The 20,272-nt window shown below is 72.1% G+C and carries 15 protein-coding genes; 13 read left to right on the forward strand and 2 right to left on the reverse strand.

Features of this window, described 5'->3' with window-relative positions; genetic code table 11:
* Positions 1-2 precede the first annotated feature (2 nt).
* From WMF29_RS15265 to WMF29_RS15300, 8 genes are all read left to right on the forward strand, one after another.
* Positions 3-1,442 (forward strand): ABC transporter substrate-binding protein, encoded by a 1,440-nt coding sequence (locus tag WMF29_RS15265; RefSeq protein WP_437329531.1) that lies wholly within the window; start codon positions 3-5, stop codon positions 1,440-1,442.
* On the forward strand, positions 1,439-2,386 hold the full coding sequence (locus WMF29_RS15270; RefSeq protein ID WP_437329532.1) for an ABC transporter permease: 948 nt from the start codon (positions 1,439-1,441) through the stop codon (positions 2,384-2,386). Before WMF29_RS15265 ends, WMF29_RS15270 begins: the two co-directional genes overlap by 4 nt.
* Complete coding sequence (locus WMF29_RS15275; RefSeq protein WP_437329533.1) at positions 2,383-3,231, forward strand: ABC transporter ATP-binding protein; 849 nt, start codon at positions 2,383-2,385, stop codon at positions 3,229-3,231. Before WMF29_RS15270 ends, WMF29_RS15275 begins: the two co-directional genes overlap by 4 nt.
* Before the next feature lie 129 nt (positions 3,232-3,360).
* Complete coding sequence (locus tag WMF29_RS15280) at positions 3,361-3,786, forward strand: DoxX family protein (RefSeq protein WP_437329534.1); 426 nt, start codon at positions 3,361-3,363, stop codon at positions 3,784-3,786.
* A gap of 232 nt (positions 3,787-4,018) precedes the next feature.
* Positions 4,019-6,400 carry a PAS domain-containing sensor histidine kinase gene (locus WMF29_RS15285; RefSeq protein WP_437329535.1) on the forward strand — a complete coding sequence of 794 codons (2,382 nt, stop codon included), beginning with the start codon at positions 4,019-4,021 and terminating at the stop codon, positions 6,398-6,400.
* 354 nt (positions 6,401-6,754) lie between these two features.
* Positions 6,755-8,542: an ATP-dependent zinc metalloprotease FtsH gene (gene ftsH, locus WMF29_RS15290; RefSeq protein ID WP_437329536.1), complete on the forward strand. Its 1,788-nt coding sequence runs from the start codon at positions 6,755-6,757 to the stop codon at positions 8,540-8,542.
* A gap of 515 nt (positions 8,543-9,057) precedes the next feature.
* Entirely contained in the window at positions 9,058-10,194 is a 1,137-nt protein-coding gene (locus WMF29_RS15295; protein WP_437329537.1) for a D-alanine--D-alanine ligase family protein, read from the forward strand.
* A complete protein-coding gene (locus WMF29_RS15300) occupies positions 10,191-11,573 on the forward strand; it encodes a GNAT family N-acetyltransferase (RefSeq protein ID WP_437329538.1) in 1,383 nt (460 codons plus the stop codon). Before WMF29_RS15295 ends, WMF29_RS15300 begins: the two co-directional genes overlap by 4 nt.
* 42 nt (positions 11,574-11,615) lie before the next feature.
* Here the strand turns inward: WMF29_RS15300 and WMF29_RS15305 are convergent, their stop codons facing one another.
* On the reverse strand, positions 11,616-12,659 hold the full coding sequence (locus WMF29_RS15305) for a serine/threonine protein kinase (RefSeq protein WP_437329539.1): 1,044 nt from the start codon (positions 12,657-12,659) through the stop codon (positions 11,616-11,618).
* A gap of 180 nt (positions 12,660-12,839) precedes the next feature.
* Here WMF29_RS15305 and WMF29_RS15310 point away from each other — a divergent pair, with 180 nt between their 5' ends.
* Both WMF29_RS15310 and WMF29_RS15315 read left to right on the forward strand, forming a co-directional pair.
* On the forward strand, positions 12,840-13,262 hold the full coding sequence (locus WMF29_RS15310) for a tellurite resistance TerB family protein (RefSeq protein ID WP_437329540.1): 423 nt from the start codon (positions 12,840-12,842) through the stop codon (positions 13,260-13,262).
* A gap of 830 nt (positions 13,263-14,092) precedes the next feature.
* Entirely contained in the window at positions 14,093-14,986 is an 894-nt protein-coding gene (locus WMF29_RS15315) for a serine/threonine-protein kinase (RefSeq protein ID WP_437331124.1), read from the forward strand.
* A gap of 9 nt (positions 14,987-14,995) precedes the next feature.
* Here WMF29_RS15315 and WMF29_RS15320 read toward each other — a convergent pair whose 3' ends face one another.
* A complete protein-coding gene (locus WMF29_RS15320; protein WP_437329541.1) occupies positions 14,996-16,213 on the reverse strand; it encodes a hypothetical protein in 1,218 nt (405 codons plus the stop codon).
* A 247-nt stretch (positions 16,214-16,460) separates the two neighbouring features.
* Between WMF29_RS15320 and WMF29_RS15325 the strand changes: the two genes are divergently transcribed.
* The 3 genes from WMF29_RS15325 to WMF29_RS15335 all read left to right on the forward strand — a co-directional run bounded on the left by WMF29_RS15325 (position 16,461) and on the right by WMF29_RS15335 (position 20,266).
* Positions 16,461-17,573, forward strand: coding sequence for an S-(hydroxymethyl)glutathione dehydrogenase/class III alcohol dehydrogenase (locus WMF29_RS15325; RefSeq protein WP_437329542.1), 1,113 nt, complete (start codon positions 16,461-16,463; stop codon positions 17,571-17,573).
* A gap of 225 nt (positions 17,574-17,798) precedes the next feature.
* The gene (locus tag WMF29_RS15330) at positions 17,799-19,346 is read left to right on the forward strand and encodes an aminopeptidase (RefSeq protein WP_272097979.1); all 1,548 of its coding nucleotides are present in this window, start codon (positions 17,799-17,801) and stop codon (positions 19,344-19,346) included.
* A 197-nt stretch (positions 19,347-19,543) separates the two neighbouring features.
* The gene (locus WMF29_RS15335; RefSeq protein ID WP_437329543.1) at positions 19,544-20,266 is read left to right on the forward strand and encodes a type II toxin-antitoxin system RatA family toxin; all 723 of its coding nucleotides are present in this window, start codon (positions 19,544-19,546) and stop codon (positions 20,264-20,266) included.
* Positions 20,267-20,272: the final 6 nt, after the last annotated feature.

The following is a 20,272-nucleotide window of genomic DNA, read 5'->3' on the forward strand; positions in this document are numbered from 1 at the left end:
CGATGACAAGGGCACTTCGCGCGCTCGCCTTCCTCACGTTGCTCGCTGCGATCCTCACCGGGCTGTCGTGCAAGCCGGAGGCGAAGCAGACGATCCGGATCGCGATCGGGACGCAGGACACGACCATCAATTGCGCCACCGGCGGGCTGCTCATCCGGGAGCTCAAGCTGCTCGAGAAGCACCTGCCGAGGGACGGCAAGTACAAGGACGTCACGTACGAGATCGAGTGGAAGGACTTCACCTCCGGGCCGCCGCTGACGACCGAGATGGTGGCCGAGAAGCTCGATGTCGGCGCGATGGCCGACTTCCCCGGCGTGCTGAACGGCGTGGCGTTCCAGAAGCAGGGGAGCCGCAGCCGCTTCATCGCCACGCTCTCCGGCAGCGCGCTGGGGAGCGGCAACGGGATCGTCGTGCCGAGCGACTCCCCGGTTCAGGGCCTGAAGGACCTCAAGGGCAAGCAGATCTCGGTGCCGTTCGGGTCGTCGGCCCACGGCATGCTGCTCCGGGCGATCCGAGATCTCGGCTGGGACCCGGACAAGGACGTGACGCTCGTCTCGCAGTCGCCGGAAGTGGGCGGCTCGTCGCTCAAGGCGAACAAGATCGACGCGCACGCGGATTTCGTCCCGTTCGCGGAGCTGTTCCCCTTCCGCGGCTTCGCCAGGAAGATCTACGACGGCTCCAGCGTGAAGGTGCCGACGGTGCACGGCGTGCTGGTGCGCGAGGCGTACGCTTCGAAATACCCGGAGATCGTCGTGGCCTTCCTCAAGGCGGCGCTCGAGGCCGACCGCCTGTTCGCGGAGGAGCCCGAGAAATACAGCGAGCTCATCGAGAAGGTGACCGGGGTGGACGCCGAGGTCGCCTACATGTTCCACGGCCCGCTCGGCATCCAGACGCGGGACTTCACGATCAAGCCCGAGGTCCGCCGCGCCCTCCAGGTGGCGGTGGACACGCTCACGCTGCTGAAGCGCACGGACACGACCCTCGATGTCGGCACGTTCGTGGACGACCGGTACATCCGGCGCGCGGCCGCGGAGCTCGGGCTCGACTACGAGGCGCGGCTCGCGAGCTACGCGAAGCTCCCGCTGTCCGGGAAGGACGCGCTGTCCGGGGAGCCGATCGCCGAGCCGACGCTGGCCGCGCAGATCTGGGTCGCGGGCGAGCCGAAGGTGCGCGCGTACGCGAGCCCCGGCACGGCGCTCGCCGCCCTGGGGCAGCTGAAGACCGAGGGCAAGGAGATCCGCGCGGTGTTCGTGCACGATCGCGCGAGCGGGGTGAAGCTCCTCGCCGATCGCGCGTGGTACGCGAGGCGCCCGGACGGCGGCCTGTCGGCGTTCCTGGCGAAGGAGGACGCGGAGCGGTGGGCCGCGGAGAACGGCGCGGCGGTCGTCGACCTCGCGACCCTGCAGGCCGAGCGCGCGAAGCTCACGGCGGCGGCGCCATGACGATGATCTCCGAGCGCAGCGCGTCGGCCGGGGCGGAGCTCGGCGGCGGCGCGGCGTTCGCGCCCGCCCCGGCGAGCGCGAAGGCTGCGTCCGCCCCGGCGAGCGCGGCCCGGCGGGGCGCGTCCCCCGCGCCGGGCGGCGCGCGCCGCGAGGGGCGCCCGCGCCGCGACCTCCGCCGCGCCTTCCTGCGCGCCCTGTCCGTGGCGGCTTGCGTCGGCCTCTGGCAGTGGGCGTCGACGACACGCGCGCAACTCGGCGTCGTCACGTTCCTCAACGTGCCCGCGCCGACCGACGTCCTCGCCGCGGCGCGGGAGCTCTTCGCCTCGCCGAAGCTCTGGCAGCACCTCGGGAACAGCGTGTTCCGCGTCCTCGCGGGGTTCGCCGCCGCGGGCGCCACGGGGGTCGTGCTCGGGCTCCTCATCGGCAGGTCGCGGCTCGCCGAGGACACCCTCCTGCCGCCGCTCGAGATCCTGCGCCCCATCCCGGGCGTCGCCTGGCTCCCGCTCGCGATCCTGATGTTCCCGTCGGCCGAGCTGAGCATGATCTTCATCACGTACATGGGGGCGCTGTTCCCGATCCTGATCGCGACGATCCACGGCGTGGGCGCCCTCGATCCGCGGCTCATCGCGAGCTCCCGCAGCCTGGGCGCGCGCCCGCTCCGCCTGTTCCTCGAGGTGGTCCTGCCGGGCGCGCTGCCGAGCATCGTCACGGGGATGAGCATCGGCATGGGGACGTCCTGGTTCTGCCTCGTGACCGCCGAGATGATCGGGGGTCAGTACGGCATCGGCTACTTCACCTGGGAGTCGTACAACTTGCAGCGCTATCCGGACATCGTCCTCGGCATGCTGCTCATCGGCCTGCTCGGCATGCTCAGCAGCGCGCTCGTCCTGCGGGTCGGCGCGTGGCTCACCCCGTGGCAGCAGCCCCAGGAGAAGGGCCGATGACGCGCGACGCGAGCCGCGCGGCGGCGCGCCGGGAGAGCCCGGGGGGCGCCGTGGAGATCAGCGGCCTGTCCGTGGCCCTCGGGGTGGGCGCCCGCCGCGTCGAGGCGGTGCGGGATCTCGACCTCCGCGTCGAGGGCGGCGAGCTCGTGAGCCTCCTCGGCCCGTCCGGGTGCGGGAAGTCGACGATCCTGAACGCCGTCGCCGGGTACGTGGCGCCGGAGCGCGGCAGCATCGTCGTCGGCGGCGAGCGGGTCGACGGGCCGGGGCCGGCGCGCGGCATGGTCTTCCAGCAGAGCTCTCTGCTCCCCTGGAAGACGGTGCTGAACAACGTCGGCTTCGGCCTCAAGGTGCGCGGCGTCCCCGAGCGCGAGCGCAGCGAGGCGTCCCGGCGCCTGCTCTCGCTGGTCGGGCTGTCGGGGTTCGAGGACGCCTACCCGGCGCAGCTCTCCGGCGGCATGCAGCAGCGCGTGGAGATCGCGCGCGTGCTGATCACGGAGCCGCGCGTCGTGCTGATGGACGAGCCGTTCAGCGCGCTGGACGCCCAGACCAGGCTCTCGATGCAGGAGCTGCTGCTCGACGTCTTCCGCCAGGTCCGCACGACGGTGCTGTTCGTCACGCACGACATCGACGAGGCCATCTTCCTGTCCGACCGCATCGCCCTGATGACCCGCCGCCCCTGCCGCGTCGGCGCGGAGATCCCGGTGCCGTTCGGGAGGCCGAGGACCGCGGCGATCGTGGGCTCCGGCGAGTTCGCGGCGATCAAGCGGCGGTGCCTCGAGGCCCTCCGCGACGAGCGCGCGGCCGCCGCGCACCGCCACGACCTGGAGGCCCAGATCAGCGCGTGAGGCGCGGGCCGGCGCCCCGCGCTCGGGCCACGGGGGCGCGGCGCCTCACGTCCGGCGGCACCGGCCTCTCCTACGCGCTTGATGTCCCGGGCGTTCCTCCTTACTACCGAGCGGAGAGGAGTGATCGGAATGCTCAAGAGATTCCTGCGAGTGACCGACGTGCCGTTCTCGGCTTCGATCGGGCTGCTCGCGCTTCGCGTCGTCATCGGCGTCGCGTTCATGTTTCACGGCTGGGGGAAGATCCAGGCCCCGTTCAGCTGGATGCCCCCCGGCGCGCCCGTTCCGGGGTTCTTGCAGGCGCTGGCTGCGCTCTCGGAGTTCGGGGGCGGCCTTGCCTGGATCCTCGGCCTCCTGACGCCGGTCGCGTCGCTGGGCCTCGCCGTCACCATGGCCGTCGCGGTCGCGATGCACGTATCGCAGGGCGATCCGTTTGTCTCGATGAGCGGACACTCCTACGAGGCGGCGGCCGTCTACCTCGGCATCTCCCTCGCGCTCCTCCTCGTCGGGCCAGGGAGGCTCTCCGTCGACGCGGCGATCTTCGGGACGAAGCGCTGAGCGCTCGCGCGCGCCCTCGCCCGATCCGTGCGAGGGCGTCGCCGCTCGATCTCGCGCGGCCGATCTGTGCCGCGCTACCCTGCTGCGTCCGGCCGGGCGGGTGATGTCGGCGCGCGCTGGAGCGCCCTGATCCATCTGGGTTGGACAGCGTGCGCGCCGGCCAATGTGCGCGCTTGAATTGCGCATGTGAAGCCGCGCCGTCCCCACACTATGCTCCGGTCGGGAGGACCCGATGAGAGACGCCGAGGCGATGGCGCCTTCGAGCAGCGCGCGACGCGGTGTCGTCATCGCAGCGACCTGTTCGTTCGCCGTTGGGTGCGTGGCGCTGCTCGGCTGGTGGATCGGGGCGACCGCCCTCGTCGCCGTCGCGGACGGCCTGCCGCTCATGGTGCCCAACACCGCCGTCGCCCTCGTCCTGGCGGGGGTCTCGCTCTGGGCGCTCGGCGTGCGAGAGTGTCCGGCGCCGCTCCGCTGGCTGGGACAGGCGTGCGCCGCCGTCGTCGTCGCGCTCGGCCTCGTGGTCCTCGCGCAGTACCTCTTCGCCTGGGATCTCGGCACCGATCGCGTCCTGTTCGCGGGGCGCGTGGATTTCCCGAGCAAGTTCCCCGGCAGGCCCCCGCCCAACACCGCGCTCTGCTGCGTCCTGATCGGCCTTTCGCTCCTCTCGCTGCGCGTGAAGACGAGGCGAGCGTGCCTGTTCTCGGAATGGAGCGCGCTCCTGGCCGCGGCGCTCGCGCTGACGGCGCTGACCGGCTACGTGTTCGGCGTCGGCTACTTCTACGGGCTGCCGCCGCTGTTTCCGTTCACGGGCATGGCGCTCCACGCGGCGATCGCGCACCTCGCCCTCTGCGCCGGGCTCCTCATGGCGCGGCCCGATTGCACGGCGTTCGCCACGCTGACGGCCAGCCGGTCCGGAGGCATGCTGCTGCGGCGCTTCCTGCCCTACGTCGTCCTCGTTCCGCTCGTCATCGGCCGCCTCTTCCTGTTCGGCGCGGCTCGCGGGGCGTACCCCATCGCGGCGTCGTTATCGCTCGCCTCCGCCATCACGACGCTCCTGCTCGGGGCCATGCTCTGGGTCAGCGCGGCGCGCATGAACCTCCTCGACGAGGCGCGGCAGCGCGCCGAGGAGGCGCGCGCCTTCCTCGCGACCGTCGCGCAGGCCTCGGACGACGCCGTGATTGGCACCTCCCTCGACGGGACCATCCTGAGCTGGAACCCGGCGGCGGAGCGCCTTTACGGCTACTGCGTCTGCGAGGCGATCGGGAAGAAGCTGCCCCTCCTGTGCCTGCCCGAGCGCGCCGCCGATGCGGAGGACGTCCTCGCGCGCCTGCGCCGCGGCGAGCACGTCGAGCGCTTCGAGGCCGTGAGCCGGACCAAGGGCGGCAAGACCATCGATATCGAGGTCACCGTGTCGTCGATCGTGGACGCGTCGGGCCGCGTCACCGGCGTCTCGACGATCTGCCGCGACATCGGGCGCCGCAAGGCGATGGAGGCCGAGGTCTCGAGGGCGCACGAGGCGGAGCGGCGCATCCGCTCGCAGCTCGAGGCGGTCGTCGAGCAGCTGCCCGAAGCGGCGATCCTTGTCGACGCCGAGGGGCGGCTCATCAGCTGCAACAAGCTGGCTTTCCAGTACGCGTCGAGCGCCGAGGACGATCCCGATCCCTGGGGCAACCGGCTGTGTTTCGAGCACAGGACGCCGGCGGGAGAGCCCCTCGTCTGGGACGAGCGCCCGCTGATCCGGGCCCTCGAGCGCGGGGAGGCCGTGACGGGCGTCGAAGCGCTCTTGCGGCGCGCCGACCGGGGGCTCGTCCCGGTGCTGGTCAACGCTGCGCCGGTGCGCTCGGACGACGGTGAGCTCCAGGGCGCCGTCGCCGTCTTTCATGACATCTCGGCGTTCAAGGAGATGGAGCGGCAGCGCCAGGAGTGGATCGGCGTCATCGCTCACGATCTCCGCCAGCCCATCCAGGTGATCGCGACCGCGAGCCAGCTCCTGGGTCGCGCGGCCGGCGAGCGGCCCGTCGCGGACTGCCGGAAGCAGCTCGACAGGATCACCTCGTCCATCGAGCGGCTGCGCCGCATGATCGACGATCTCCTCGATGCCTCGCGGATCGAGGCGCGGCAGCTCACGCTGGATCGTTCGCCGGTCGATCTCCGCGCGCAGCTCGGCGAGATCCTCGAGAAATCGGCCGATGTGACCGCGGGCCACGCCGTGCGCCTGGCGGTGAAGGGCGTGGTGCCCGCCGTCCTGGCGGACCCAGGGCGGATCGAGCAGATCGTCACCAACCTGCTCTCCAACGCCGCCAAATACGGTCGGCCGGAGGGGGACATCGTGGTCGCGGTCGACGCCGGGCCGGGCAGCGCGCACGTCGCGGTGACCAACTGGGGCGGCGGTATCCCGGAGGCGTCCCTCCCGCACCTGTTCAAGCGCTTCTGGCGCGCGCCCGATGCCGTTCCGCGCAGCGTCCGTGGCGTGGGTCTCGGCCTCTACATCACGAAGGGCCTCGTGGAGGCCCACGGGGGCAGCATCTCCGTCGAGAGCAGCCCCGGCGGCGCGACGACATTCCGCTTCTCGCTGCCGTTCGCGCCCGATACCGCGCGAGCCGTCGGGGCGTAGCGCGCAGACAACCCCTCTCAGCCCCTCTCTGCGCCTCTCTCCTGCTTCCTGCTCCACCGGCGACCCATCTCGAAAAGCGGCTTTCAGGCGAGCTCGTCAATCCATGGCCGGCGAGCTCGTCAATCGTTCCTCCCGGTCCTCCCAGGATTGAAGAGACGTTTGTCCTGCCGCTGTACGTTGTCCGTATTCCGTTTTGCGGTGCTGCCATTCTTTCGCAGGTTTCTACGGCTCAGATCGTCAGAATGATTGCAGAAGGAACTTCCTGAGGTTCGTATCCTTGCTACACCTGAGATCCGCTCCGGCCCGACGCCGGGGCAGTAAGGTGGCGCAGCAGTGAATTCCTGGTTCTTGCAGGTGAGTAAGCGGCTGGGGCCCGCGGGGCGCCGGCTCTGGGTGCTTGGGTTCATGGGGGTGGTGCTTGCGGTCACGCTCGGGCTCGCGCTGCGCGCGGCGCGCGAGTCGTCCGCGCAACGTGCGGCGACGTACACCGAGCTCCTCCAGATCGCGCAGGCAGGGCAGGCGACCGCGGTCGAGGTGACGGGGGATCGCTTCCTCGTACGTCAGGCGGGCGGCGCCGCGGTGACGGCCGTCGTCGACGAGCCGACGCTCCGGCAGGAGCTGGTCTCCCGGTTCGCGGGCGCCGGCGCCTCTGTCGACTTCGCCTCCCGGGAGGATCCGTCGCGCGCCGCGTCCGCGGTGCTCCCGGTGGTCGTGCTGGCCGTGGTCGGCTTCGCGCTCTTCACGGTGAGCCGGCGGCGCAGCCCGAAGGTCTTCTCCGACGTCAAGGCCGGGGCCGCGCGGGCGTCCGTGCGCTTCGCCGACGTCGCGGGGATGCACGAGGTCAAGCAGGAGCTCGCCGAGACGGTCGAGTTCCTGAAGAGCCCCGATCGCTTCGCGCGCCTCGGCGGCCGCCCGCCGCGCGGCGTGCTGCTGACGGGCGAGCCCGGGACCGGAAAGACGCTGCTCGCGCGCGCCGTCGCGTGCGAGGCGGGCGTGCGGTTCCTCTCGGCGTCTGGGTCGAGCTTCCAGGAGATGTTCGTCGGCGTGGGCGCCTCCCGTGTCCGCGCGCTCTTCGCCGAGGCGCGCAAGTCCGCGCCGTGCATCGTCTTCATCGACGAGATCGACGCCGTGGGGCGGGCCCGCGCGAAGGGGCACGGCGACTCCGCCTCCGCGGAGCACGACCAGACGCTGAACCAGCTGCTCGTCGAGATGGACGGGTTCGACCACGAGACCGGCATCGTGGTGATCGCGTCGACCAACCGCGTCGACATGCTCGACCCGGCGCTGCTCCGGCCGGGGCGCTTCGACCGCAAGGTCACCGTGCCGCTCCCCGACGTGCGCGGCCGCGAGGAGATCCTCAACGTCCACGCCGGGCCGATCCCGCTCCAGGGCGAGGTCGACCTCGGCTACATCGCCCGCGGCACGCCGGGCTTCTCGGGCGCCGACCTGGCCAACCTCCTGAACGAGGCGGCCATCCTCGCGGCCCGCGAGGGCGCCGACGCGGTCGACCCGACGCACATCGACCGCGCGCGCGACCGGGTGCTCATGGGGCTCGAGCGCAAGGGGGTGCTCGTCGACGAGGACGAGCGTTATGCGACCGCCGTCCACGAGGCCGGGCACGTCGCGGTCGGGCTCCTCGCGCCGAGCTGCGATCCCGTGCACAAGGTGTCGATCCTGCCGCGGGGCCGCGCGCTCGGCGTGACCCAGGCGCTGCCCGAGAAGGATCGGCTGATGTACCGGAAAGAGTACCTCGAGGATCAGATCTGCATGCTGATGGGCGGCCGCGCCGCCGAGATGGTGATCCTCGGGACGATGACGGCGGGCGCCTCGGACGACATCCAGCGCGCCTCGACGATCGCCTGGAAGATGGTCGCGGAGCTCGGCATGAGCCACCTCGGCCCCATCTGCGTCGGCGACGGGCACCCCTCGCGGAGCCCGGCGCTGCTCGACCGGGTCGACGAGACGGCGCGGGCGCTCACGGAAGCGCAGCTCTCGCGCGCCGTCGAGATCGTGAGGTCCCGGCGAGGCGAGATCGAGGCGCTCGTCAAGGCGCTCCTCGAGAAGGAGACGCTCGGCATGGACGAGATCCACGCCTGTTTCCCGGCCGATCGCAGGCCGCGCCCCGAAGGCCAGGCCGCCTGACCGGCGGAGGCTCGAGGACGCCGGGAAGGGAAGTCCTTTCAGGCGTCCTCGGCGACAGGCCGCCCCGCTCGCCGCGAGCGCGTCCGGCGCTCTCCCTCTCGCCGCCGGACTCGACCCAACTCCCCCCACAGCTCAGCCATCTTTTCTCGTCTTCGACGCTTCCGGCGCTCCCGCGCGTGTGGCCGGCGTGTGAAGCGCCTGTTGTCCGAGATACGTTGTGCTCGGAAAGCTCGCTTCACGGCTGCGCGCGCCGGATCCGAACCCGGCGCGGGGGCATTCAGCCGCGGCGCGTCGCGCCTTCTTTTCCGTCCGGAGATGGCAAATCTCCCCTTGCGATTGCCGGGCAAGCTGGTGAAGTGTGGCCACTTGCATGCATGGATTCCGTTTCGTTCGCGTGTCTCTCGACAGGGCACCCCCTCCGCGTTCGCCGATGGCCAGGCCTCTCTCCGGCCGCTCCCTGAGCTCGGCGCGGCCGTCGCGGGCTCTCCTGCCGCGCGTAGGCTCGGAGGCGTGCGGTGCCTGAGCCTCGGATACTGATCCTGTCCAACAGAGATCCGGAGGAAGCCGTCGATGAGCCGCCACTCGCGCAGCGGGTGGGGAGCGGGCGGCTCCGGCTCGGTCGCGAGGACGGCAGCGCGGTGGTCGCGGAGAGCGTGCTCGCGACCCTCGCCGCGGCTCCGGGCGTGCGCGTGGCGCACCGGCCTGTGCTCCGGCCGAGCGAGGTGCTCGCGGCCATCGGCGACCATCGCCCGGACGTGATCTTCAACCTGTGCGAGGCGCTCGACGGCGACAGCCGCCACGAGGTCATGTGCGCGTGGCTGCTCGCGGGGCTCGATCTCGGCTTCACGGGCAGCGATCACGTCGCCCTCCGGAGCTGCCTGCACAAGGCCGAGGCGAACAGGATCCTCGCGCGCGCCGGCGTGCGCGTGCCGGCGACGGTGCGGGTCGAAGGCCCGGATCGCATCCCGGAGGTCGCGTTCCCGGTCATCGTCAAGCCGGAGCGCGAGGACGGCTCGATGGGGATCGATCGGGGCTCGGTCGTCCACGATCGCAAGGCGCTCCGCGACCAGGTCGCCTCGGTCGTCGCGCAGTGCCGCCAGCCGGTGGTGGTGCAGAGTTACGTGCACGGGCGGGAGATCTCGGTCTCGCTGCTCGGGTGGCCGACGCCGCGCGTGCTGCCGCCCGGCGAGGTCACCTTCCAGGGCCTGCCCGAGGGGCACCCGCACGTGATCACGTACGAGTCGAAGTGGCGCCCGGAGACCGCCGCGTCGATCGGGACGCCCTCCTCTGCGGCGGTGCTGCGGCCGCTCGATCTGCGCCGGGTCGTCGCCGTGGGGCGCCGCGCGTTCGAGGTGCTCGGGCTGCGCGACTACGGCCGCGTCGACGTGCGGCTCGACGAGCGCGGCACGCCGTACGTCATCGACGTCAACCCGAACTGCGATCTCTCGCCGGACGCCGGCTTCGCGCGGGCGGCGGCGCGCGCCGGCCTGTCGTACGCCGACGTCATCTGGGAGATCCTCCGCGCGGCGCTCGCCCGCGGCGCGCGCCACGACGATCTGCTTCACGCGCGCGGCCGCGCGCCGGCGCGCGGCCGCGCCGCGGCGCGCTCCGCTGCCCGCGGCGCCCTCGCCGCCGCGCCCGAGGCGCCGTGATCACCCAGCGCGGCCTCCGCGCGGAAGATCGGCCGCTCATCGCGGCGCTGCTCGAGTCGGTCCCGGCGTTCACCGACGACGAGCGCGCGGTGGCGCTGGAGCTCGTCGACGTGACGCTCGGCCAGCCCTCGACGGACGGTTATGGCTACCGGTTCGTGCTGAGCTTCCAGGGCGCCCCGGGCGGCGACGGGGCGCCGCGGCTCCTCGGCTACCTCTGCTACGGCCGCACGCCGATGACGCAGTCCACGTACGACCTGTACTGGATCGCGACCTCGCCCGATTTCGCCCGGTCGGGGGTGGCGCGGGGGCTGGTGTCCACGATGGAGAGCGAGATCGCGCGCGAGGGCGGCGGCCTCGTGCGCGTGGAGACGGGCAGCCGGGAGGGGCACGGCGCGGCGGTGCGCTTCTACGACGCGGTGCAGTTCACGCGGTCCGCGGTCCTCGCCGACTTCTACGCGCCGGGCGACGATCTCATCATCTACACGAGGCGGGTCGCCCCGGCGCGCGCCTCGGCGGCGTCCTCGGCCGGCGAGACGTCCGCGCGCGGCGAGGCGCCGGCGCGCGGCGAGGCGCCCGCGCGCAGCGATACGCGGCCGCCGGGCGAGCCTGCGCTCTACGACGCGGCGTTCGGCTACCGCGACTACGCCGCGGAGCGCGACTTCCTGCTCGCGTGCGCGCGCCGCTTCGGCGGTCGCCCGGTGCAGCGCGTCCTCTCGTGGGCCTGCGGGCCCGCGCGGCACCTGGAGGCGTTCGCCGAGCTCGGCGTCGGCTGCGCCGGCGCGGACGGCTCGGCGGCGATGATCGCCTATGCGGAGCGCGCCGCGTGCGCCCGCGGCGCCGGGGCGGGCATCCGCTTCTCGTGCGCGGAGCTCGACGAGCGCCCGGACGTCGCGCCGGTCGATCTCTCGTTCGTGCCGCTCTCGGCGATCCACCAGCTGGCCACGCCGGCGGCGCTCGAGCGCCACCTCCGGCTCGCCGCCTCGCTGCTCTTGCCGGGCGGCGTCCACGTCATCGAGGCGACCCACCCCGCCGATCTCACGCCGTCCGGCGTGAACAGGACGGAGTGGACCGAGCTGCGCGGCGAGCAGTCGATCGACGCGCGGTTCCGCATCCACATCGAGCGGTCGACGCCCGATCGCGTGGTGCCCGTGACGCTCGAGGTGGTGTGCTCGGCCCGGCGCAACGGCGGCGCGCCGAGGGAGCTCTCGTCGATCCGCCAGGAGGTGACGTGGTACATCCCGGACCTCGCCGGGTGGCGGCGCGTCGCGGAGCGGGTGCCGGAGCTCTCGCTGGTGGCGACGCTCGGCGATTTCAACGTCGACGTGCCGTTCGAGCACGCCGCGGCGTGGCGGCTGATCCTGGTGCTGAAGCGCCTCTGATCGCCCGCGCCGCGCGCGCGGCGGCGGGCGCTCGTGGCGGGATCAGTTGAGGTCCCAGAAGTACTTGCCCCCGCTCGGCGGCGGCTCGTCCGCGCCGCCGCCGGGGCCGCCCGCGTCCCCGGTGCGCGTCAGCTGGAGCACCTCCTCGAGCGAGCTCGCCTCCTCGCGCCAGTACGCCTCCGTGCCGAAGTGCGGAAAGGTCCTCGGGAAGATGGGGTCGTGCCACCGCCGCGCGATCCATGCGGCGTAGTGGATCATGCGGAGCCCTCGGAGGGGCTCGATCAGCCCGAGGGTGGAGCGGTCGAAGCGGCGGAGCTCCTCGTAGCCCTCGATGAAGAGCTCGCGCTGCTGCCGGGCGGCCTCGTCGCGGCCGGGGAGGAGGAGCCACAGATCCTGCACGGCGGGGCCGACGACCATGTCGTCGAAGTCGAGCACGCGGAGCGCGCCGTCGCGCAGGAGCAGGTTGCCCGGGTGCAGATCGCCGTGGATGCGGTGCACGTCGACGCCGCGCAGGCGCTCCTCGGCCGCGTCCGCGACGGCGCGCGCGGCCGCGAGGTACCGCCGCTCGACGGCCGCGGGGATGAGCTTGCGCTCGACGAGCCAGCCGAGGTCCTCGCGCGCGTAGGTGTCGGCGGAGAGCCGGACGCGGTGCTCGGCGGCGCTGGCCGCGCCCACGTTGTGGATGCGGGCGGCGAGCCTGCCGAGGCGCACGAACAGCTCGTCGCCGAGCTCGTCAGGGGCGCGGCCGCCCATGCGCTCGAAGAGGCAGTACGGGATGTGGTCGATCTGCTTGAGCGTCTCGCCGTCGGGGAACTGGCGCGTCGGGCAGACGGGGATCTCGGCGTCCGCGAGCTCCGTGAGGAACCGGTGCTCCTCGAGGATCTGCTCCCGCGTCCAGCGCCCCGGCCGGTAGAACTTGGCGATGACGCGGGTGCGATCCTCGCGCTCGACCTCGTAGACGCGGTTCTCGAACGAGTTCAGCGGGTAGCAGACGCGGTTGCAGGGGACGCCCGCGGCCTCGACGGCCTCGATCACCTTGTGCGGAGTCAGCGACAGGAAGAGGTCGGTCGGGGTGGTGGTGCTCATGGTGGGGAGAGTTGAGCACCGACCGGCGTCGCGCTCGACGAGAACTTTCGCCGCGCGCTGCCGGAGGCCGTTGCCGCGCGGCGAGCGCCGTTGCCGCGCGGCGAGCGCCGTGACCGCTCGCCGGGCGGGCCCAGGGGCGCTGTGTCGTGCACCGCCGAGATACGCTATCCTGAGCACCTCATGATGGAAGAAACGCAGCTTTCGTTTCGTCACCTCGAGATCACCAGGCTCGAGGCGATGGTCGAGATCATGTTCCTCGCCGCATACGCTGACGGCTCCATCAACGAGGCCGAGCGCGCCGAGCTCGCGCGGCACGTGGCGGCCATGAGCGAGGGGCGCGTCGGGGCCGACCTCGTCGAGTCGCTCATCTCCATCATCGAGCGCTCGGTGCGTGACGAGGGCAGGAGCGGCCGCTTCGCCGCGCTGCGCGCCCGCCTGCCCGACGTGCGGATGCGCGAGGCCGCGATCGAGCTGGCCGTCCGCCTCGTGGCCGCCGACGGCGTGATCCACGAGAGCGAGCACGCGCTGCTCGTCGAGGCGGCCACGGCCCTCGAGGTGCCGATCGCGTTCAAGGGGCGCGTCGTGCCCGGCTCGGCCCGCTAGCTCCGCCCGCCAGCAGTCCGGCCGGGGATGGCCGGACTGCTGCGCCGCTTCGCGCGGGCGGCCCTGGCTTCGTCTCCTCGGGGCTCCGCCCCGAACCCCAGCGTCCGCTTCGCGGCGACGCCGGCGCGCGCCCCGTGGTGCCTCGCTGGCCACGACGCGATCCGGACCGACATCCACCGTCGATGTACCCGTAGAGCGCCGGTGTTGCGCGCAGGGAATGCGTCGTGCGACGACCGTTGCGCCGACGGATCGGCCGCGCGCTCGTCCCGGGACCGCGCCGGCGGACGACGCGCCGCGCGCCGGTCGCGGCGGACGGCGCGCTGCCCTCGGGCGAGCCGATGGCGGCGGGCGCCGATCTGATGCCTCCACACCGCAATCTCGGCGCCGCGGCGAGCGGGAAAGGGGCGGATCTGCGGCGATTTTCATCGGCCTGCTCCTTGCAGTACCCGTGAGCGAAGGACATGGACAGCCACCGAACTGACAGCTCCACGACGCCACATGGCGCCTCGATGGATCCCGCGTCGAATCGATCCCGCCCTCCGAGTGGGGGCCGAGCCTCTCAGCGTGCGTACCGCTCGCCGCGGTCTCCGCGCTGGCCTTCGTCTCACCGCCCTCCGTTCGAGCCTGTCGACCTCCGGACGTCGGGCCGCCTGTCGCGGCCGTCTGGCTCGGCCTTCCGTCACGGCGGGGACGTCGCGCCGCTGGAGGCGCCGAGCGACGCTCCGGCCACCCCGGCGAGCGTACCGCCCGCCACGCTGCGGACCGGCCTCGCCGGCTCGCCCGCGGCTGCCGCCCGGGCGGTCCCCGCGATCGACCCGCGCTCCGCCGCGCTGCGGCGCTACGCCCCAGGCGACGTCCTCGGTGGGCGCTATCGCCTCACGGAGCTCATTGGAGAGGGCAGCATGGGCGCCGTGTGGAAGGCGCGGAATCTCGCCTTGAGCCTCGATGTCGCGCTCAAGCTCATCCGTCGCGACTGCGCCGTCCCGGAAGCCGCCTCGCGGCTGACCCGGGAGGCGCAGGCGACGGCGCGGGTGTCGCACCGCGCCGCGGTGCGGATCTTCGATCTCTGCTTCACGGAGGAGGGAGAGCCGTTCGCGGTGATGGAGCTCCTCCAGGGCCGGTCGCTCGCCCAGGTGCTCGCCGAGTCGGGCGCGATGTCGCCGATCTCCGCGGTCCAGCTGCTCCTTCCCGTGATCGGCGCGCTCGGCGCGGCGCACGGCGCGGGGGTCGTGCACCGGGACGTGAAGCCGGCGAACATCGTCCTCGTGCGCGAGGGCCGCCGCACCGTCCCCAAGCTGATCGACTTCGGGATCGCCTCCACGGCGGTGCGCGCGGCGGGCGACGAGCGGAGCGAGACGCTGGTCGGGAGCCCGGCCTACATGGCGCCCGAGCAGGTCCGCGGCGGGCAGGAGTCGGACGCGCGCGGCGACGTGTGGAGCGCGTGCGTCGTGCTCTACGAGCTCGTGAGCAGCCGCCGCCCGTTCGGTGGCCCGAGCAGCATCTCCATCGTGCACGACGTGCTGCGCGCCGCCCCGCCGCGCCCGGAGGCCCTCGATCTGCACCCGCGGCTCTGGGAGATCATCGAACGCGGCCTGGCCAAGGACCCTGAAGGGCGCTTCTCTACCATGGCGGCGCTGGGCCGCGCGCTGGCCCAGTGGGCGATCGCGGCCGGGGTCGCCCACGATGTGACGGGCGCGTCCCTCGTCGACTACTGGCTGTCTTGAGAGGGGTTCTCAGTACTTCACGTCGCAGCCCTTCGCGTCGGAGAAGGCCTTGATCGCGTCGAGCTCGGTCGTGGTCGCGTCGCTGTAGGCCCAGCTGATCGCGCCCGCATATCCGTGGCTGTACCAGCTCTCCAGGAGGGTCGGCAAGGCGGCCGTGGCCAGGCCGGCGATGGGGAAATCTCCCATGATGACGGGCTTGTCGGTGATGCCGTAGTCCTTGGGCGACTGGTTGTATGGCCAGTACAGGTTGACCCGGTCGTTGATATGAAAGGTGTAGAAATCGACGTCGGTGTCTCGCCAGGATCGCGCCCACTTCATCGACGCCGAGCCGATCGTGATGAGCGCCGCGCTCTCCGCGCGCAGCGCCCGGATGGTGTCGCCGAGGAAGGCCGCCATCTGCGCGTGCTCGATCGGCTCCACCTGGGGGTCGGGTTCGTAGCGAGGGCCGTCGTCCGGGCTCGATCCGGTCATGGCCAGCTCGGGCTCGTTGATCACGTCCCACGCGACCATCCGGTGCTGGTAGGGGCTCTGCGCCACGGCCTTGGCGATCGGCCGGACGACCTTGTCTATGAGCTTCGCGCGCCGCTTCGCGTCCTTCACGATGGAGGTGATACCGACGGTCTTCACGTCGGCGTCGAGCCGGGTCGGGTGGAAGTTGTCGAAGGAGAACAGGCAGAACACCAGGTTGACGTCCGCCTGCTCGGCGAGCTCTAGCGCCTTCTGGACGTCGCGCCGCGTCGTCCCGCCGAGGCCTGTCGGGTTCTCGCTCGTGTCGAAGACGACGCTCTCGCCCCGGATCTCCGGCAGCATCCACCACCGCACGACGCTCGCCCCGTGAGCACGGATGTCGGCGAGGTTCTTCGCGTGCGTCTCCGCCTCGGCCGCGACGCCGCGCTTGTCCCACGCGGCGATGCCGCCGAAGTCGCCGGCGAAGTTGTGCCACGCATAGTTCATTCCGAACATGAAGCGCTTCTTGCAGCCGATCGTGATACCCGCGCTCTCAGCGGGGCACTCGTCGACACACTCCATGGCGTCGCCCGGACCGCCTCCCTGTCCTCCGTGGCCACCGTCGGAGGGGGCGCTCTCGCCACCGCCGCCGCCCGCGCCGCCAGCGCCCTTGCCGGACGCCCCGCCGGCGGGCGAGCTCACGCCGGAGCAGGCGACGAGGACCAGCGCGGCTGTTGCGACGAGCGCGCGGAGACCGGGTGGGCAACGGAGTGCGTTCATAAGGACAGCGGGGTGATCGTACGCGTGCTGTCACGCGAACGCCATCGTCGGGTGGCGTCGCGGGCAGCGAGCGAGCCGCGAGACGCGGGCAGGCCGGGCGGCGAGATGCGGGCAGGCTGGACGGCGGGCGGCGCGGGGCGTCGCCAGCGGGGTCCCCCTTGAAACCTGCTTCCCCGCCCGGCTATTGGAGGGGCTCGGGCGCCGCTCGGCCCCGAACGCCCCGCTTGCGGGAGGAGAACCACCGATCATGAAAGCGCGCGCAGCCGTGGCCCACAAGGCCGGCGAGAAGCTGACGGTCGAGGACGTTCAGGTGGAGGGCCCTCGCGAGGGCGAGGTCCTCATCGAGATCAAGGCGACCGGCGTCTGTCACACCGACGCTTACACGCTCTCAGGCAAGGATCCGGAGGGCCTCTTCCCCGCGATCCTCGGCCACGAGGGCGCGGGCGTCGTCGTCGACGTCGGGCCGTCTGTGAAGAGCCTCAAGAAGGGCGATCACGTGATTCCCCTCTACACGCCCGAGTGCCGGCAGTGCTCGTATTGCACGAGCGGAAAGACCAACCTGTGCCAGGCCATCCGCGCCACGCAGGGGCGCGGGCTCATGCCGGACGGGACGAGCCGGTTCTCGATCGGCGAGGAGCGGATTCACCATTACATGGGCACGTCGACCTTCTCGAGCTTCACCGTCCTTCCCGAGATCGCCGTCGCCAAGATCCGCGAGGACGCGCCGTTCGACAAGGTCTGTTATATCGGCTGCGGCGTGACGACGGGTATCGGCGCCGTCATCAACACCGCGCAGGTGAGGCCCGGAGACAACGTGGTGGTCTTCGGCCTCGGCGGCATCGGGCTGAACGTGATCCAGGGCGCCCGGATGGCCGGCGCCGACATCATCGTCGGCGTCGACATCAACCCGAAGCGCCGCGAGCTGGCCGAGAGGTTCGGCATGACCCACTTCGTCAACCCGAACGAGGTCGCGGGGGATCTCGTGCCCTACCTCGTCGATCTGACCCGGGGCGGCGCCGATTTCAGCTTCGAGTGCATCGGCAACGTCAAGGTGATGCGCCAGGCGCTCGAGTGCTGCCACAAGGGCTGGGGGACGAGCATCATCATCGGCGTCGCGGGGGCCGGCGAGGAGATCGCCACGCGCCCCTTCCAGCTCGTCACCGGGCGGGTCTGGAAGGGCACCGCGTTCGGCGGCGCCAAGGGGCGCACCGACGTTCCCAAGATCGTCGACTGGTACATGGAGGGCAAGATCAAGATCGACGAGCTCATCACCCACACGATGCCGCTCGACGACATCAACCACTCCTTCGACCTCATGCACGAAGGCGAGTCGATCCGCAGCGTCGTGCTCTTCTCCTGAAGCTGCGCGGAGCTCGACGCGGGCCGCCTCGCGCGTGACCGCAGGGGCGGACGAGCGCACCAGGCCGCTCGGCGCGCGGTCATGGCGCGCGCCGAGCGCGGCGCGCGCGCCATGCCCGCGCGCGCCAGGCCTGCTCCTCGGGGCGCGTGTCGGTGCCATGTCGGTGCCCTATCGGCGGCGACGGGTGCTGCAAAAATGCTGACCCCTGTGACATCATTCGCCGCCATGGTCCATGTCACCTCCCTGGCGGGGCTGCCCGCCAACGCCCTCGCGGAGTCGACCGCGGCGATCGCGGCCTGCGATGCTGTCGTCCTCGTCGCGCCATCGCCCATCGCGAAGTACGCGGGGGGGCTCGGCTCCGCCGTGGGCGCGGTGGTCGAGGCTGCGGCGCGCGTCGACTCCGCGCTCGAGGGCAAGTGTGCTCCGCTCGTCCTGCCGGCGCCGGGGGTGCCTGGCGGGCGCCTGGTGCTCGCGCCGATGGGGCCGCTCTCGGAAGACGTCGATGACGTCCGCTCCGTCGCGGAGGCGGCGGCGGCCGGCTTCGCGCGGGCGGTGGACGCGGGGGCGAGCCGGCCGCTGCTCGTCGTGCGCGCTCCGGTGGGCGCTGCGCCGCGGTTCGCGCGGGCCGTGGAGGTGGGCGCGCTCGCCGCGCTCGGGAGCCAGTGGACGCCGCTCGAGGCGCGCGAGGCCGAGATGGCCCCGCGCTCGGCCGAGTCGGTCGCGGTGCTCGGGCTGTCGGAGGCGCGCGCCCGCGAGATCGCGGCCATCGAGGTCGGTCGGGCGCTCTGCCGCGACATCACGGGCACCGAGCCGGAGCGGATGGCGCCCCGCCGCGTCGCCGAGATGTGCGAGGCGGCATTCGCCAGGACGGGGGTGCTCGTCAAGATCGAGCGCAACGTCGATGACTATCCGCTCATCAGCGCGGTCTCGCGGGCGTCGCGGGTCGTCGAGCGGCACCGGCCGTGCGTCGTGCGGCTCGACTACAGGCCTCGCGGGGAGATCCGGCGAACGGTGCTGCTCGCGGGCAAGGGCGTCACCTACGACACGGGCGGCGTCGATCTGAAGACCGACGGGCACATGGCGGGGATGTCCCGGGACAAGGGCGGCGCCGGCGCGGTCGCCGGCCTCGTGCGCGCGGCCGCGGCGCTCGGCCTGGAGGGCGTGCGCATCGTCGGGCTCCTCGGGCTCGTGCGCAACAGCATCGGCGAGGAGTCTTATGTGAGCGACGAGATCATCCGCAGCCGCGCCGGCGTGCGCGTGCGGATCGGCAACACCGACGCCGAGGGGCGCCTCATCCTGGCTGACCTGCTCGCGCTCTCGCGGGAGCTCGCCATGAGCGGCGCCGCGGACCCTATCGTGTTCTCGGTCGCGACGCTGACCGGGCACGTCTACCGCGCCCATGGGCCTTATACCGGCGCGATCGGCAACTCCGCCGCGCGCGAGGAGCTCGATCGGCTCGACGTCCTCGCGGAGCGCTGGGGCGAGCCGATGGAGCGCGTCCGGCCGCGGCGCGAGGACTACACGTTCGTGGCGCCCCGCTCGAGCGCCGAGGACGTGGTCTCCTCGAACCGCCTCGCCTCCGTGAACACGCCGCGCGGGCACCAGTTCCCCTTCGCGTTCCTCGACATCGCCTCGGGGCTCAAGGGGGGGGCGCTGCCGTTCATCCACCTCGACATCGGCGGCGTCGGGGTCGAGTCGGCGGACTGGCAGTTCGGCCGCCCGACAGGCGTCCCCATTCCGAGCCTGACAGCCTATCTCTCAGGCGAATCTTAATCGATAGCAGCGGGAAGGAGGAGAGTGGGGCCTTCCGAGCTCTCGTGGAGAACCGGGAGGGAGCTCGTGGTGTTCCGCGCTCGATGGGCGCATGATCCGTTCCTGGTGGCAGGGGCGGGGGCGGCCCGAGCGGATGTGTTGCACGGTATCATCGGGCGATGGGGGCGGCCGGCACGTCGCTGGCAAGCTGGGCCTCCATGCGGAGAACTCGCTCGACCACGACCGGCCATCGCGCACCGATCCCGCGCGCGCTCGCCGGGGGACTCGCCCTCGCGGCCGCCGCGTGCAGCACGGGGGAACCGGGGATCAACCTGGATGTACCGCGCCTGCCGGCACAGCGCGCCAGAGGCGATGTCCTGCCGGCCGCCACGAGCGACGGCGAGCAGGCCGAAAGCGCGCAGCCGGCGCCCGATACGACCGGGATCACGAGCATGGCAGTCCCGATAGGAAGCACCGGATTTGCGCGTGGACGGTCGACGGTGGTCGTGAAGGGCTCGCTGGAGCGCGTGCGCGCCGCGGTGCTCTCGTTCGAGCGTTATCCCGAGTTCATGCCGCACTACAAGAAGTGCCGCTTGCTCGGGCGCACGCCCGCGGGCGGGTGGGATCTCTACATGGAGGTCTCGGCCCTCTCGGGCGCAGTCACGATGTGGGCGCGCATCGAGATCCAGAAGCCGGTCGTCGAGGATGGCGTCGAGACCTACGCGTCCCGCTTCATCTCCGGCAATGTGCAAGATCTCCAGGCCACCTGGCGGCTCGAGAAGGTCGACGCCCAGTCGATGCGCCTGTCCCTCGAGGTGTTCCTCCGGCCGAAGCTGCCGCTGCCGAAGAGCCTCCTCAACGCGGAGAACCTGGACGGTTCGGCGCGCGCCGTCGGGGCCATTCGGGCGCGCGTCGAGCAGGCGCAGGACGGGAATCGCTGACGCGCG

The sequence above is a fragment of the Sorangium sp. So ce381 genome, from assembly GCF_051473845.1.
Lineage (GTDB): Bacteria > Myxococcota_A > Polyangia > Polyangiales > Polyangiaceae > Sorangium > Sorangium atrum.